Consider the following 16771-nt stretch of genomic DNA (forward strand, 5'->3'; position numbering starts at 1 on the left):
TCTTTTTGGTAAAAAAATATAGTATAGTAGGGGTAGTAGGGTTACTGGGAAATGGAGGACTTAATAATATGCTTGAAATTAAATCGTCGACACATGCTGTCGTTGAGAATATCCAAAAGGTTATTATTGGAAAAAGTGAAATAGCCGTTTTGAGCTTAACCACCCTCTTAGCTAAGGGACATGTGTTACTAGAAGATGTTCCAGGTGTTGGGAAGACCATGCTTGTGCGTGCGTTAGCTAAATCCTTAAATTGTGCATTTAGTCGCATTCAGTTTACCCCGGATTTATTACCGTCAGATGTTACGGGCGTGTCTATTTATCATCCACAAACACAGCAGTTTGAATATCGCAAGGGGCCAATTGTCGGGGACATTATTTTAGCTGATGAAATTAATCGGACCTCACCAAAGACACAATCATCCTTACTTGAGGCAATGGAGGAGTCAAGTGTAACCGTTGATGGTGAAACGGTCAAAATTGATCAGCCCTTCTTTGTGATGGCAACTCAAAATCCGATTGAATACGAGGGGACCTATCCATTGCCAGAGGCACAGCTTGATCGTTTTTTAATGAAGCTTAATATGGGCTACCCAGCTGAAGCAGATGAGCTAGAAATGCTTCGTGTCATGGGCGACGTACACCCGATTGAATCGTTAACAGCGGTCCTTGAGAAAGCTGATGTTGTTAAGATGCAGGAAGAGGTCGATCACGTTTATGTTGATCCACTTGTCCAGCAGTTTATTGTTCAGTTAGTCCGGGCAACTCGGAAGCATAGTGCTGTTGAGCTTGGCGTCAGCCCGCGTGGCTCCATTGCCTTACTGCGTGCTGCTAAAGCCTATGCTTTTATTCACGGACGTGACTACGTTATTCCTGATGATGTGACTTACCTCGCTCAATACGTTCTAGGTCATCGTCTTATCTTGACCCATGAGGCCAAATACAGCAAGCAGAATGGTGCATTAATTATTAAAGACATTATGCGTCAGCTTGATATTCCTGCACGGAAGGCATTTAACTAATGCGTCAATGGCTGAAGCTTCTGACCAAATGGGTGCAGCTAGCGGTTCTTTTTGCAGCGTTATTTAGCTATGCAATGTTTCAGGGTGGCTTTGTCAGTTGGTTCTTATTCTATGCGAGCCTTCCGTTCCTGCTTTATTATCTAATCTTGCTCCTTTATCCAATTGGGAAATGGCAGGTTAAGCGAATTGTGCCGTTAGAGGCAATTGCAGCTGGGCAATCGGTTACCATTCAGCTTGTGTTAGAGCGCAGGCTACCGCTACCGTTTCCATATTTAATTGTTAAGGAGCATCTGCCCTCATCTTTGGCGGTCCGTTTTCCTAAAGATAATTGGCCAGCACTACTAGTAGATGATCTTTCAAAAAATAGAAAGCTAACCGTGAAGCAGATCGTTTATCCTATTTTTCGAAAAAGGTTAATGTTTAGCTATCAATTAAGTCAATTACCACGTGGTATCCATCAATTTAATGATTTGGAGCTCATCGTCCATGATCCATTCGGATTTGTTTCTAAGGAAACTATCGTCTCAACTGCAACGGAACTAATCGTACGTCCAGCATCTTTAGCGCTCGTAACCAACTGGACCAATCGCATCCAACAGCTTGGAGATCAAGCTAGTTCATCAATTCAAGCAGTACGGTCGAATGTGGTAACTGGGGCACGAGAATATCTGCCAGGCGACCGTGTCTCCTCAATTAATTGGAAGGCAACCGCTCGAACAGAGACGTTAATGACCAAAGAATTCGATCAGGAGCAAAATGCCGAAGGAGCTATTGTACTAATTGGGGCAAAGGAAAGCGCTGGATTTGAGTGGAACATCTCCGCCTCCTCAAGCCTGCTACAGTACTTAGCACGAAGAAATCATCAGATTGATTTCTTTTATATTGGTTCTGAACAACATTATTTATCAGTAAAGGATAAACCAGAAACTATAGTTGATGTATTCACTAAGCTAACAACTGGTCGGACAATGGATTGGCGCACGATTAGACAAAAGCAACTGCTATTTAAAGCAAGCTTTATCCATCTCTTTACTGATCATCTCTCAGACGGGCAGGTTGAGCAATTTAAGTTACTAAAGCGTCATGTTAAGCATATGACGGTGTATTGGACGAAAGCCCAAGCTGCTCAAGCTAAGCAAGAGAAGCTTCTAGCCGAACAGCTTAGATATATCGGTGTTATTGTTATTGAGATCACAGAGTCAGTGTTAGCGAACGACCGTTGGGTGGTGAATATTTAGTGAAGAAACAAACAACGCTTGGAAAAGGCCAGTCCGTGCTAACAGCCTGTCTTTACTTTGGTGGCTTACTGCTGGCATTAGAGTGGATTAAGCCGCTTCAGGAACTTGCAGACACCGATTACTTTAGGTTATTTACCATTTTTGCCGTTTTTTGCTTTACGCTAACCTATTTACAGCTACCGGCAGTGCTGTCGATTATTATTAAAAGTGGTGCAATCATCGTTATTGTCAATTGGCTTTTTCTTCCGGGTACGATGCTCAGTCAGCAATGGACCAGCTATTTAATAAATGAGTGGCAACTAAATAGCCGGGCAATTGGTAGATTAAATTGGTACGGACTAACCGATATGTTTGAAGTGCTGTTATTTTTGCTGCTCATTACGCTATTAAGCTATTTGCTCTATTTTTGGTTAATTACGATGAAGCGAGCATTTATTTATATCCTGCTTACGTTTACTTTTGTCACGGTCCTTGATACTTTTACAAATTATCAAGCCAATTATGCCATTATTCGTTTGTTTGCGATAAGCCTTGTCATGCTTGCCTTAACGTCATATTTAAAGCGACTTCAGCAGTATCAACTAAAGGTTAATTTGACCAAATGGCTTAACAAACTGGTTACGCCGTTAGCGATGCTCTTAATTGCTAGTCTATTGCTTGGCTTTTTACTGCCTAAACGTGAGCCAGTCTGGCCAGACCCTGTCCCGCTTTTGACTGAGTTAACGGGGTTATTTGCCAATGGTGTCGGTGGACTAAGTCAAGTCGGCTATAGTGAGGATGACAGTACACTTGGTGGTTCATTTGCTCAAAACAATACCCCGCTATTTCGGACAGAAACACAGTCTAATCACTATTGGCGCATTGAGTCAAAGGATTTTTACACAGGAAGTGGTTGGGAACGAACAACGGATTTAAACTTTCAACCGTTTGAAGCAGATGCTCTTGAGATCAATTTTAATGACAATACTCAACCGATGCAGGAAGCAACGGTCGAGTATTTAGATGCGGTTAACTTTGACTATCTCGTTTATCCATATGGGCTATCTCAGCCAGCTCCGACCGAAAATGGTGGCTTTATTTTTGACCAGGAGAGTGGGTTTGTTCAGTCTGAACAAGGTAGCTTACCACGAAATGAACCGATCAGCCTTTTTTATCAATATCCTGATTTCTCAACAGACCAATTAAGAAATTCAGTGGGTGGCTATCCTGCTGCTGCTACTCGTTATTTGCAACTACCAGATAGCTTGCCTGAACGCGTCTATCAATTGGCGGCCGAACTTACTGAGGGTGAAGAGACGATCTATGATCAGGTCGTTGCGATTGAGCAATATTTTGATCAAGGCGAGTTTACCTATCAAACGCGGAATGTTCCAATTCCTCGTGATGATCAGGACTATGTTGATCAATTTTTGTTTGAAACCCAGTACGGCTACTGTGATAACTTCTCAACCGCAATGGTAGTGATGCTACGTACCCTTGGCATTCCCGCCCGTTGGGTGAAGGGCTTCACTGGCGGCGAGCTTCTTGAAAACCTATCAACTGAGGATGAGACGCTCTATCGTTATGAGGTGAGAAATAGCAATGCCCACTCGTGGGTCGAGGTCTATTTCCCAGAGCAGGGCTGGGTATCCTTTGAACCAACGATTGGCTTTAGCGGTGAAGAAATGGTCTATCAAGAAACAGGGGACACGGAAAATGAACAAGATCCGTTAAATGAAGAGGAAATAGAAGAAACCGAGCAACCTGAGCAGGATGAAGAGCAAGAGGAACAAGAGGATGAAACGCAAGGAGAGAATGAATCAGAGCTTGAGGCTACGGCAGAAGAGGCCGACGAAGCACCATCTGTGACAGTAACGATTTGGCCCTGGCTGTTAGGACTGGTCATCTTAGCCATCGTTGTTGCGGGAATTAGGTGGAAATGGTGCATCAAGCAGCTCTTTTTCTGGCGCTGGGCCCGTTTTAGTACAGCCGAAGAGCTTCAGCATGCCTATCACATGTTACTAAAGCTGCTTGCGCTACGTGGCTTAAAACGCTCAGCCGACCAGACGCTCCAGCAATTTGCCCAAATCGTTGATCAGAAACTGGCTACAAATGAGCTGTCGCAGCTAACAAGTTACTATTCACGGATTCTATATCGCAATGAAGCTGAGCTAGTGGAACCAGAAAAAATCCAACAGCTATACCGATCCATTCTGGAAACAATATTAGCTTGACCAAGCGAATCGCGATTGATAGAATAGAAGCATTATTATAGTAAGCACCTCTGTATATCCTCGATAATAAGGTTCGAGAGTTTCTACCGGGAGACCATTAATTTCCTGACTATAGAGGCGGAATAACTGTGTAAATTATTCTGCCTCTGTCTTTTTTTGGACAGGGGTAGTTTTTTTCATGTTTTAGCGTGCTAGCCATGCTAGCTTAATGGGACAAGATTATGATTTGAAAAGGAGTGGCAAGTGTGCAGGTTGAAAATGAAATGATATTAGTCCTTGATTACGGTAGCCAGTATAATCAATTGATTACCCGCCGTATTCGTGAATTCGGTGTCTACAGTGAGCTTCATTCCCACCGAATAACAATTGAAGAAATTAAAGCGATTAATCCTAAGGGGATTATCCTCTCAGGAGGCCCTCATAGTGTTTATGGTGAGAATAGCTTCCGCGTTAATGAAGCAATCTTTGATTTAGGTATTCCAGTGTTAGGTATCTGCTACGGCATGCAGCTGATTACCCAGCATTTTGGTGGTACGGTCGAGCGCTCAAGCCAACGTGAATATGGCAAAGCGGATATCGCTGTCACAGACGGTGCGCAATTGTTTATCGGCACTCCAAACGAGCAAACCGTGTGGATGAGTCATAGTGATAAAGTGGTCGCAGCCCCAGCTGATTTTGTTGTTGAAGCAACAAACCCATCAACACCGATTGTAGCCATGCGCCATCAAGATAAAGAGATCTATGGTGTGCAATTCCACCCAGAGGTGCGTAATACAATTTATGGTAATGATATTCTGCGCAACTTTGTCTTTAATATTAGTGGTTGTACCGGCGATTGGACGATGGCTAACTTTGTAGAACAAGAAGTTGCCAAACTGCAAGAAAAGGTGGGCGACCGCAAAGTGCTCTGTGCCTTAAGTGGTGGCGTCGATTCATCTGTTGTTGCTGCACTCATTCATAAAGCAATTGGCGATCAACTAACCTGTATTTTTGTTGATCACGGGCTGTTACGTAAGCACGAAGGCGATATGGTCATGGAAACGTTCCGTGACGGCTTTAATATGAATATCATTCGCATTGACGCAAAAGAACGCTTTATGAACAAGCTAAGAGGCGTTAGCGATCCCGAGCAAAAACGTAAAATTATTGGTAACGAGTTTATTTATGTCTTTGATGACGAAGCAGCACGCTTAAAGGACATGGATTTCCTTGCCCAAGGAACTTTGTATACTGATATTGTCGAGTCCGGCACCGAAACCGCTCAGACAATCAAATCTCACCACAATGTCGGTGGTTTGCCAGAAGATATGCAGTTTGAACTACTCGAGCCATTAAATACGTTATTTAAGGATGAAGTGCGGGCATTAGGGATTGAGCTTGGTGTTCCTGAAGCAGTTGTGTGGCGTCAGCCGTTCCCAGGACCAGGATTAGGGATTCGTGTCTTAGGTGAAGTGACAGATGAAAAGGTAGAGATTGTTCGTGAATCAGATGCGATTTTGCGGGAAGAGATCAAATTAGCAGGTCTAGAACGTGAAATCTGGCAATATTTCACCGTCCTACCAGACATCCGCAGTGTTGGGGTAATGGGCGATGCGAGAACATATGACCACACGATTGGTATTCGTGCAGTTACTTCAATTGATGGAATGACTTCTGATTGGGCGCGGATTCCGTGGGATGTATTGGAGAAGATTTCAACACGGATTGTGAATGAGGTTGATCATGTTAATCGGGTTGTTTATGATGTGACGAGTAAGCCACCGGCTACGATTGAGTGGGAATAGCCCACTGTCCTGATCTGATAGTAAAAGGTTTATTTAAGAGCACTTTTTGGTGTCTAAATTGACTTGATTTGAGTATATTCCCGCCTAGACTCCGTCAGGGGAGTTTTGAAGGAAATACTTGAGCGGGTTTTAAGAGGGATAATCTTTAGAAGATGTCCCTCTTTTTGTGTGCTTTTCCGCCAAAAAGCGAAATTATGCAAAAAAACGTCTGAACGGTTGGCTGACGAAGTGTTAGTCAACCGTTCAGACAAGATGTGATTGGTGTGATGCAAGCCACGCAAATCGACATTCCCCTATATTTAAAAGGGGATAGGAAAACATTTAGGAATATAAAAATAGTGGTGCGAAGTTGGTGTAAGGGTTTTAATAGAAACTAAAAGAATCAAATTTTCCATTTATTTTATATAAATTTGAGTAAAAAAGAGATAGTTATTTTTCTACACTTTCAATAATTGATTGTGCAAAATCTTTTGCGCCTTGTAACAGTTTATGAGTGTAAGCCTTTTTGTTAGTAGGATCTTGTTCTGACTTAAACCAACTTTTATTCTTATAAAAAATATTACTAATTATTTTTTCTGAAGAGGATAACCCTAAAATGTCAGTCATTAAGCATTGAACATCAGCATTCGAAAACCATTCGCCTTTACCTTCCACTGTAACAATATAAAGAGTTAATATCATTTTTTCTTTAAACGTTTTTTGATTTTTAATTTCTGGATAATTTTTGAGCTTTAAATCATCAGCACTAAGAGATGCATATGTAGAGGACTTTCTATCTAGTTTTTTCCTCTGTCTTGTTGCTTTAGATTTCACTTCACTATCTTCTTTTGGCTGGTAACTTTCAACATATTCCAATCCCTCACTAGTTAAAACATAATGTTTTGGATGGGCTTTTTCAGCATTTGAGTCATCCATTATAAGACCTTTTTGAGCTAAATCATTTAATAATTGACTGTTATTAGAATATTTTTTCCTTCTAGCATTAGAGTAATATTGTTTAACATTTTCTGATGAAAAAGATTTTATTCCATTTTTATTTTCTTCATAATAAGCCGCAATTAATACAAAATCTTGCTCTGTCAATTTTCCAAATCCGTTTGAATATGAAACTAAACTTGTTCGCGATAAGTCTTTAGCAGGGGAAATACTGTACGAATCTTCTTTATTCTCAATTTCAAGAAGTGTAGCAGGTTGCTCAACTACTCCGATATTTGATTTAGTTTGACGCTCTCCACGAGTACGAACAATAGCATCAACAGCGGCAGGAAGTAGCTTATTCATGAATACAGCCCTTTCACGTTCTATTGTTTCAGCTGATCCCTCCGCTTCAAACTCTATCTCTCCAATTTTAAATTTCACACGATTTTGCACTTTATCACTCCTTATACTGGAAAGCCAGATTTATTAAATAACTCTTCAAGCATCACACGATAATTAAGTTTTATATCATCTATATCTTTTTTTCCTGCTGTATAGGTAATATTATGAGCAGAAAAATTGCCAACTTTCCGAAATGTGTCAAACTCATTTTTGATACGAGATAATTTTAATGTCTTATTATTTTTTGCATTTTTTACTATTCCCTCTAACATTATGTATCCTGAGTCAGATTTATTTTTTATATCATCATCTATATTATAGTGTTGGAATGAAAGCACAAGTGCTACTTCAAAAAGTCTTCTCATAAGGACTGCACAAGCATCATAACAATTATGAGCATAGGAGTGATTTATCTGATGTATCAACTTATCCAAATACTTTCTTTTTCCACAAAACTTTGATTCTTCCAATAATTCACTGTCGGAATCAATCGTTTCTGTATCATCCCATAATTCATTTAAGCTACTTTCTAATTCTTGCAATTTAGCTGAGATAAAAATAAATTTACTTTTATCTTTTTTTTCAGGTAAAAAAATTTTGTCTTTCCCTTTTAAAAGTTTATTTTTTAGACGGGATGGGTTTGGAGCATTATAGCCGCTTTCTATCATCAAATTTTTTATTTGAGTCATTGTAAAAATGCCCTCTCCCGTTTCTTTATAATGATAGAAACAGAGTAGTTTTGCCCGCTCCACCTCAACGCAATTATCCAATTGAGTTGTATTAATAAAATTTAATAATTGCATCTGAATTTTTACTCCCTTTTTATGCTTATAATTAGTTTTCACCTTTGATTTTTTACAACCTTCTTCAAAAAAATATTATTTATGAATCCCTATAAGTTTATTTAGTAACCTCTAAATTCAGAAAAAATCATACATATTAATCTTATTTTACTAAATCTCAATGTAATCCGTATCACTTAGTGTGATGACTAGATAATACTTTTATTTTAGAGTAAAGCGCCATATAAAACTAGACTATATATTTATTATTCCTAAATATTACTTTATAACATTTATTTTAAATACTATACCATAATATGGATCTTAGTCAATATTATGTACATAAAAAAGTTAAGCCATTTTTCAGAAAGGTATCTACTCATGAAGTTTCCTTCTTTTTTTATTGATTTCTCCTTACTTTAACATTACTTTTTAGTCTTGTTTATATGTACATAAGAGACGCCAGTGAAAATCTCTTTTGTTTTCAAACGCTTTCAATAGAGAGAATACCCTTCACCAACGTCAAATATTATGCAAACAATTTTTTTGGTTTTATTGCTTTCTACTTCACCATTACTTCTATAATTTCATTATTAATTAGGTAAGCTAAGTTCAATCGTATTTAAAAATCAAATTGCATTTTTTAAATACTTACTTATTTTTCCTCTGTATAAAGCTCATTAGGGACACGCAAAATAGTAAAGATTAATACAGCAGATAATAACAAGAAAATAAACAAAGTCAATGTGAAACCATAACCATACCGATTATGAATCTTGAGACCAGTAATGAAAATTCACTAAAACCACATCTCCCATAACAGAATTCATAACATCACGGTACAGAAAGTAAAGAAATCCTGTAAAAATTAAGAGTCATATTAGAAATTTTAATTTGGTTAATTTGAAAAATTCTAAAACATATAATATTAGAAAATATAGTAATTTTAGGAATAAGTATACAACTATACTACTAAAGACAATTTGTACAGATTAAGAGTGTTACATAAGAAAAGCTAGAGCGTAACAAAATAGCAATTACATTAGAGAAGGAAATAGCACTAACTATTATTAATGCCATGATTAATTCAAACAGCAAGAATGAAACACTGCGTTCTTGATTAGTAATAAGGAGTTGCGACGTTATTTTTAAAAAAGAACCTCTTTTCAAAAATAACAATTTTATAAACAGAAAATTACCACATTTGATTCCCTTATAATGATTTTATTTTCCACATATAGTTATTGTTAATTTCTCTCTATAATTAACATACACTGAAAATTTACTTTAAACAATAAAAAAAAACATAAAAGTGTAAGTTATATTCCAATAATATTGTAGCGTCTAAATATATTCATTATTTTTTCAGACAAAGCATTTGTATACCGATAACTATTATCCGCAAATGAGAAGATGTGAGTCTCATTATTGCTCCTAACAAAATTATGTATTGGCAGGATTTATTTAACTGGTTTAAATAAATCACTAGAAGATTCAACAAATATTGACGTAGGTTCATTTAGTTATTTTTAGAGCTGTTAACAAGGAAAAAAGCATAAGTATAAATGATTTAATTTGCAAACTCAAAAGAGATTTTTTATGTGGAGTGTTAGACAGTGGAGAGGAGTTTTAAATTTCATATAAGCATGAAGAGGAATAGTCTATAAAAGAACTTTTGTCATTATCCAAATCCTTTATTCTAAATGGCTATAAATCAACCATATTACTTTTAAGTCTCTAGAATATAAAAGAGTGGGAGTAATAAAATAAGTTTGGACATTGATAATTTGCTCCCCCATTTGATAAACAGGTGGAACTGTCAAGAAAAACTAGACATTAAGTTAACAGAATCAAGGAATTATTTCTTTCAAATTCTTTTGGTGATTAAATAGCCTAGTACAGAATGAATCCATTTTGTATTATTGCAATAGGTTTCAATGTATTTAAAATTTTCTATTTGAGCGTGATCAGTGGATGTAAAATCTGCATCATTGATTAGCTATCTTTTTATTGTCTTGTAGGAAGATTCCATGAGCGCATTATCATATAGATTGCCTTTGCGGAGCTCATGCTTGAAATCGCGCTTTTATTTCGTAGAACAACTTGAATAAGTATCGACAAGGGATCAAGGCAGTATTAGTCCCTGCTTCTTCATCCATCAAGGGAAAAGAGATTTTCACTCTTAGGTCTTTAAGGAACGATTTTCATCGACTAATAAACAGTGAGAATTTACAAGAGAAGTACCCAAGGTAGAATATGTTTGACAGTTGGAACTTTATCCAAATAGTAACCCTGAGATGGCAAAAAACTCAATATAATTATTTAGTCAATCTTCTCATGTTTCCTATATTTTTCTATCAGTCCGATTTGCCAAAGTGCTGTGATTTACTAGTTCTTTTCTTCTTTCAATTTAATCGGAACATATCTCTGCATTTGTCGATAACCTAATCCTTTTTCAACATCTTGTTGATAGATATTTTCTTCATCCAGATATGGCATATTGAACATGAAGCTTCGGCTCTCATCCAGTTTGAAATTGGTCATCTCAATCCATTGACAGATTTTATCTTGTACCTTTCGGATACTCTCATCATCCTCATCAATACTGACTGCCATAGCATAGAGACCTCCAGGGAAATCAATAATTTTAAGCGGGCTGACATCAACATCGTGAACATTATTTTTAACGGCACAGATCATTTCACCCTTATCATCAGTCCTCACTAATGTGAAATCTAAACAGTCAAATATAACTGTTTTAAACGAGTGGTAATGTTGCCATAATTGAAACATATATCCACCTTGTTTGAAAATTTCTTTCCATGAATGCGTACCAGATGTCAATGCTCTAAATGGTGGGACTCTAACAACCATGACATCGGGAATTTTCTTATCCAATCTATCTGTTATCTCAATTAAACGACTAATGTTGGCAGTTTTTCCAATATAGTCTTTATTTACAATCTGTTGCTCAATTTCTTTTGCTTTACTGTAAAGTTGCTTTATATCTGAGTGATCAGTAAAGTTTATTCTTTCAATTTCCTGAATGAAATCAAGTACAATCTCCTTTAATTCGTGTAACAAGGAGACTTCGTCATCAATATGCTCGACTTTCTTTCCTAACACATCTAAAACGACCTTTGAATCAGAAGAGGCAAAAATGCGTTGAATATCTTTAATGCTGATGTTCAGTTTACGTAGAATAAGTATTTGTTCGATTCGCTGAACTGCATGTTTATTATACATTCGGTAAGCCACATCATTATGACGTATACTCGTTAGCAATCCAATGTCTTCATAATAACGTAAGGTACGAGCTGTAATGTTATATTTACTAGAGAGATCTTTAATTTTTATTAAATTTTTCACAATTTTATACCCTCCCTGTTTCTTGATTTATTTGTATTATATAGGCTTCCCTAAAGGAAGCGTCAAGCGTTTAATCAAAAAATACTTTCCGTACCTGTAGGTAAAAGAATGAAATTGATTCAGGTGAAATAATTAAAAATATTATAAAGTGCAATTATGAAAAAATAGTAACAGGAGAGATATAGGAAAACAAAATAATATTTGTCGGCATATTTATTTTTTTGTCGACCAGAACTCAGCAATTCATGCATTAATAGAATGCAATTCAATCTTTATTAGCTGGTGCTAGGTACATATTAGAAACAGCCATTAATAGTACTAAAGATGCTCTGGGTGGAAATTTATCATTGTTATATCAACAGTAACCTATCTACTTTTAAAAAAACTAATAATAGTCATTAATTTTCGTGACTTTGACCGAACGTCAAATGATATAATTATATCAAACCACAAACTATTGTAATTGGCACAAACGGGCAGGATAAAAAGTTGTTTCGCTCTATCAAAATTTCACAGCTAAAAAGCATGCCAAAAATAAACACAACGCAAGGAGCGCTGAAAGTGAATATAAAACAAAGTAACAATATTTTGCCGAATTTGCACCCGATCGCCCGCGAAGAACATGGAGAAAATTATTGGTTTAATGGGTGTGCTGGCTATCTAATGGAGTGCTTGGGAGAGAAAGATTTCGATTATTGGTTCTTTGCAGGACTTACGGGCGATAATTTCACGCAAATTTATTCTAAGGACTATTTTAGAGGAAATAGTGCGCTTGATTATTTAATAAGTGAGAAAAATAAACATGAAATAGTGGAGCTGATTTTTAGTAATTGTGGTTATGCAAGCACTTTTGTTCCATTGAAACAAATTCTTAGTAACCGTGAAATGTACGTTCAAATGGTTATGAGTTACATTGATAAAGGTGTGCCAGTTATTTTAAATGATTATGGTAAAAATCCTCATGGTCGGTTTAGTTGGGGCGTTTTAGTCGGTTATGCGGATTTCGGGAAAACCTTGCTTTACACTGGGGCGGATGCCAGCGAACCTGATAGTATTTCACTTGAGGATTTACTTCCCAAAAATTATGCTGAAGAAGACGAATATTGCCACGGGTGGGTCTTTGTTGGTGAAAAATTGGAAGAGAAAGAACTAGCGAAAATCTACCGTAATCGCATACTTTCCCTACCCGATTTATTTGCTATTGAGAATGAAAAATTTGTCCTAGGTGCTAACGCATTTCGTACATGGGCAGACAAAATAGACAGCGGTTTCTTTGAGCAAGTTCAAGCTGTGAATTTTGATAATTGGGCCTTGCACACCGTTTATGTCTGCTGTCTTGCCACAAATAGTGGCGGTTGTAAGGGCTTTTTAGAACAGGCGCTTGAACTCAATCCCGACATGGATTTTATTGGCGAAATCATCGATATTTATACAGAAACTGGTCAATATTGGAACAATGACTATGGCACAGATTTAGAGGCGATTGGTGGCGGTTTTAATATTACACTTGAAGCCTTACAAAATAAAGAAAATCGTCCAAAAATAGTTAGTAAATTACATGATTTTGCGATTTGTATGGATGAAGTTGTCTCGTTAATTAATAAATTTAAGACGGCTAATCAAAGGAGAAATTATGACATTTAGAATTATTTCACTACCACCATTCAGAGCAGTAACTTCAGGGGTTGACACAGCTTTTGACTTTTCGGAAAATGGAATTCTTGGTAAATTTAACGCATTTTTTTCAGAGCTGTCGCCAAGGCACCAGGATAATTTTACGCCACGCGATTTTCTCTATTTTGATGAAGAAAAAGGCGGAATGGTATGGATTTATGCTATGACAGATTATTTTGATACAGGTGGTTTTAAAACAGTTGATTTTGATGGCGGATTATATGCGACTTATTACTATAAAGACGGTGATGATGAAGAAAATGATCGACTTTATAAGCAGATTTTGGACTGGATTGAAAAATCGGATGTTTTCGAGGTTAACAAATATAGAAATCACTATCCAATGGGGCATATTATCACGCCGCCAGAGGTGATTAAGGCACAAGGTTTTGCACAAATGGAGGCTTTCGTACCTATAAAATTAAAGGAAATCGACTAAAGCGATATCTAGTTTATATTAACAAACTATCATATTTTATGATGCCTTGAATTCATATTCAAAAAACAGAAGTTTAGCGCATGCAAATTCGTGATGACTGAGCAGAAGCAAGTATTCTGTTAGTACGCTGGATTTTTCAGTAGAAAGGATATTTAAGAGACAAAAGAAGCAAGTATTACTACATGATTTGTTATGGATGTGAATTTTTTGTCTCGTTAGCTTAAATCGAAAAAGTCCCTTTACAAAGACTTATCATAATCAGTATTTCTAGTTCAAGAAGCTCTTTCTCAGAAAGACGATGAGACTGTGACTTATATACAAAACATTACAGAATGCTTCTTTGGTAACTTAAGTATGCTTTCTAAAGAATGCTATACTTAATTAAATGGAACGCATGCAAACTTCTTTAAAAATTTCTGTGTGAATAAAAAAAACATCTATTACAGTTGAAAGAAGAATAGCTAATGCACCATATCAAATTCTAATGAATTCTAATTTTTGGATATAGATAGTATAATTAATCACAATGTTAACTTTGGCTTGTGTTTAATAGATATATAGCTAACTGATATGACATAATAAAAGATACTAATTAATAGAATTGTTATCCATATTGGATGTAATTGATTAATATCTAGTCCAAATTGCATATACAAATCCCATTCTGGAGAGTCCTCACTTATTTCCAAGGTTACAGCTCCAAAGTATGTTGTATAGTATCCAACATGCTCATTACTAAATAAAAGAACTATAAAGCTAATTACTAAAATTGTTAATGTGGTAAGCACTGATGCAACTAAACAGTTAAAGATTAGTCTAACTTTTCGCATAAATTACTTCCTCCTTCAACTTCTCTAAACTTAACCAACTTACATAGATTAAGAGTAATTAATATAGATAATTAGTTATTTTTGTAAAAGTTTATTCTATAATTAGGTTAAACTAAATTTTAACATATTACAATATAATAATATGAAAAAATGAATAATAAATGCTATTAGTTATTCGCTAAGTTGTATTAATTAATGATTGTTATTAAGGAATTACAGCATAAATTAAATGCAACTCCCGATTCTTGCCAAACGCTGCTCTTTACTCATCCTCTTAACAAATCTCAGGGTTCTTTTCCTTAAAGACATTTAGCGCAGAGCAACAATCAGTAAAAGACCGATTGGCTCATCTAATATTCCGTAAAACCCGTACTGATTAAAGATTCACTTTAAGTAAGCGGAACTATGTTTTATACTTAGTTAAGTAGCATTACAAAAAGAGCAATTTTATACTTGGAAAGCTTGCAATGATGCCTTAATCTGGGCTTTTCAAGTGTTTAGGAGTAGTAATAAGGAGCGATAATATGATCGACATCTTTAGTGGCTTATTTATTAATGCGACCATTATGATTAGTGCCGTAACGATTGTTTCTATTTTACTAAATAGTCATCTGTACACGTTAAATTCAATTACAAAAGAAATAAGCATTGGGGTTATTGCCGGTTTACTAGGCTGTAGTCTCATTCTATATAGTGTGAGTGTGACTGAAGGCCAACTGATTGACTTTCGTTTAATTCCGATTGCACTTGTTGCTATTCATTACTCACGGAGAGCAGCGATTTTAACGGCAGTGATGATTAATATTTTTCGGCTAACATACTATGGTGTTAACATTAGTTCTATTGTTGCCATTACAGCGGTTTCGGTCGTGACCGTTGCCACTTATTTTATTTCAAAGCTCGAGATACCAAGACACGAGAAATGGATTTATGTTGTTCTGACAAAATGTTTAGTAGCAGGAGTAAGCTTTCATTTTTTGTTGAGAGGAGAGGGGTTTTTCAACGTTATTATTCCTTATTGCTCAGGTCTTGTCATTCTCAGTTTTTTGGTCTATACCTTTACTGAATACTTTACAGCAGTGGCTACACATTATGAAAAAGTGATTGTCGAAGCACAACGGGATTACTTGACTGGTTTATTAAATTTACGACAGTTTACCTTCTTATATGAGCGCCTACTCAAGGATAAAAAATTGACGAGTAAGAAAATTGCGGTCTTGTTTATTGATGTTGATTTATTTAAAGCGGTTAATGATCGCTTTGGCCATATTACGGGTGATTTAGTTTTAATTGAGGTGAGTAAGGTTCTTGAAAAAGTGTGTAGCCCTCATGGTATAGTCGCAAGGCGTGGAGGTGATGAGTTTGTTGCGCTGTTTGAGAATATCGGTTATCAAGCTGCAGAAGAAATTGCATTACAACTTAAGGATGAGGTGAGTAAGCTCAAATTCAATCGGGGTTCTAGCAAAGAGTTTGGGATTAGCATTACGGTGGGAATCTCCGCTTATCCAGAGACTGTACAAATTATACAGCAATTACTAAATTATGCTGACATCAATTTGTACGAGCACAAAGGACAACGGGAAGCTAATAAATAGTTAGTTATAAACGTTAGGTGCTATTTTGTACAAAATAGCACCTAACGTTTATAATAAAAATAACCATAATAAAAGGAGAATCATGATGACGAAAAGTAAAGCAAAGAAACGAAGAGACAAGCTGGTTAGAGAGGGTTATCGAGACCCTGGTGAAAATAGGGGCATTTATGCTTTGGGAGATTTAAGAACAAGAAAGTGCAAGACAAAACATGAAAAACAGTACCAAAACAAATATGGAGAGCTGTCAGCCATTGATAAAAATCAAATGGATGACAGCTATTTTTGTGCTTTTACCGATGCAAATATAGCATAACTAATTGCATAGTAATAATAACATTCTCCCCAGCCATACTAGGTGTTCCACTGGAGCGATTTGAGCAAGAAGTCGGTATAGTTTAGGCCATGATTACAATGAACTGGATAAATAAGTAGCTAGGTCAGCTGTCTTAGTTAATCATGCTGATTTACTTATCGTTAAATTTCGCTATAATAAAAAATATTATCCGGG

The 16771-nt window shown here is 36.5% G+C and carries 12 protein-coding genes, 1 pseudogene and 1 riboswitch; of the genes and pseudogenes, 8 read left to right on the plus strand and 5 right to left on the minus strand.

The features are described from left to right. The first annotated feature begins 68 nt into the window (after positions 1–68). The 4 genes from BM000_RS06115 to guaA all read left to right on the plus strand — a co-directional run bounded on the left by BM000_RS06115 (position 69) and on the right by guaA (position 6254). Entirely contained in the window at positions 69–1019 is a 951-nt protein-coding gene (locus tag BM000_RS06115; RefSeq protein ID WP_091495904.1) for an AAA family ATPase, read from the plus strand. Continuing rightward, positions 1019–2257: a DUF58 domain-containing protein gene (locus BM000_RS06120; RefSeq protein ID WP_091495906.1), complete on the plus strand. Its 1239-nt coding sequence runs from the start codon at positions 1019–1021 to the stop codon at positions 2255–2257. Before BM000_RS06115 ends, BM000_RS06120 begins: the two co-directional genes overlap by 1 nt. Beyond that, positions 2257–4470 (plus strand): transglutaminase-like domain-containing protein, encoded by a 2214-nt coding sequence (locus BM000_RS06125; RefSeq protein ID WP_091495908.1) that lies wholly within the window; start codon positions 2257–2259, stop codon positions 4468–4470. Before BM000_RS06120 ends, BM000_RS06125 begins: the two co-directional genes overlap by 1 nt. Before the next feature lie 30 nt (positions 4471–4500). After that, a riboswitch (purine riboswitch) is annotated at positions 4501–4602 on the plus strand. A 131-nt stretch (positions 4603–4733) separates the two neighbouring features. Continuing rightward, positions 4734–6254, plus strand: coding sequence for a glutamine-hydrolyzing GMP synthase (gene guaA / locus BM000_RS06130; protein WP_091496283.1), 1521 nt, complete (start codon positions 4734–4736; stop codon positions 6252–6254). A gap of 429 nt (positions 6255–6683) precedes the next feature. On the opposite strand, the gene BM000_RS06135 is transcribed toward guaA, so the two are convergent. The 4 genes and pseudogenes from BM000_RS06135 to BM000_RS06145 form a co-directional block, all read right to left on the minus strand. Further along, positions 6684–7625 (minus strand): hypothetical protein, encoded by a 942-nt coding sequence (locus BM000_RS06135; protein ID WP_091495910.1) that lies wholly within the window; start codon positions 7623–7625, stop codon positions 6684–6686. A gap of 11 nt (positions 7626–7636) precedes the next feature. Continuing rightward, entirely contained in the window at positions 7637–8377 is a 741-nt protein-coding gene (locus BM000_RS06140) for a hypothetical protein (RefSeq protein WP_091495912.1), read from the minus strand. Positions 8378–10192: 1815 nt separating this feature from the next. Beyond that, positions 10193–10462: pseudogene (locus tag BM000_RS16975) on the minus strand (integrase core domain-containing protein); the annotation flags it as partial. A 282-nt stretch (positions 10463–10744) separates the two neighbouring features. Then, entirely contained in the window at positions 10745–11725 is a 981-nt protein-coding gene (locus BM000_RS06145; RefSeq protein WP_091495914.1) for a helix-turn-helix domain-containing protein, read from the minus strand. Positions 11726–12286: 561 nt separating this feature from the next. Here BM000_RS06145 and BM000_RS06150 point away from each other — a divergent pair. Next, positions 12287–13369, plus strand: coding sequence for a hypothetical protein (locus BM000_RS06150; RefSeq protein ID WP_091495916.1), 1083 nt, complete (start codon positions 12287–12289; stop codon positions 13367–13369). Continuing rightward, complete coding sequence (locus tag BM000_RS06155; protein WP_091495918.1) at positions 13359–13838, plus strand: GyrI-like domain-containing protein; 480 nt, start codon at positions 13359–13361, stop codon at positions 13836–13838. The genes BM000_RS06150 and BM000_RS06155 overlap by 11 nt, the downstream gene beginning before the upstream one ends. 521 nt (positions 13839–14359) lie before the next feature. On the opposite strand, the gene BM000_RS06160 is transcribed toward BM000_RS06155, so the two are convergent. Then, the gene (locus BM000_RS06160; protein WP_091495920.1) at positions 14360–14668 is read right to left on the minus strand and encodes a hypothetical protein; all 309 of its coding nucleotides are present in this window, start codon (positions 14666–14668) and stop codon (positions 14360–14362) included. Positions 14669–15192: 524 nt separating this feature from the next. Here BM000_RS06160 and BM000_RS06165 point away from each other — a divergent pair. After that, a complete protein-coding gene (locus BM000_RS06165; protein ID WP_091495922.1) occupies positions 15193–16263 on the plus strand; it encodes a GGDEF domain-containing protein in 1071 nt (356 codons plus the stop codon). 85 nt (positions 16264–16348) lie between these two features. Next, positions 16349–16576, plus strand: a complete 228-nt coding sequence (locus BM000_RS06170) for a hypothetical protein (RefSeq protein WP_091495923.1) — start codon at positions 16349–16351, stop codon at positions 16574–16576. The last annotated feature ends 195 nt before the right edge of the window (positions 16577–16771 follow it).

It is taken from the genome of Amphibacillus marinus (assembly GCF_900110345.1).
Lineage (GTDB): Bacteria > Bacillota > Bacilli > Bacillales > Amphibacillaceae > Amphibacillus_D > Amphibacillus_D marinus.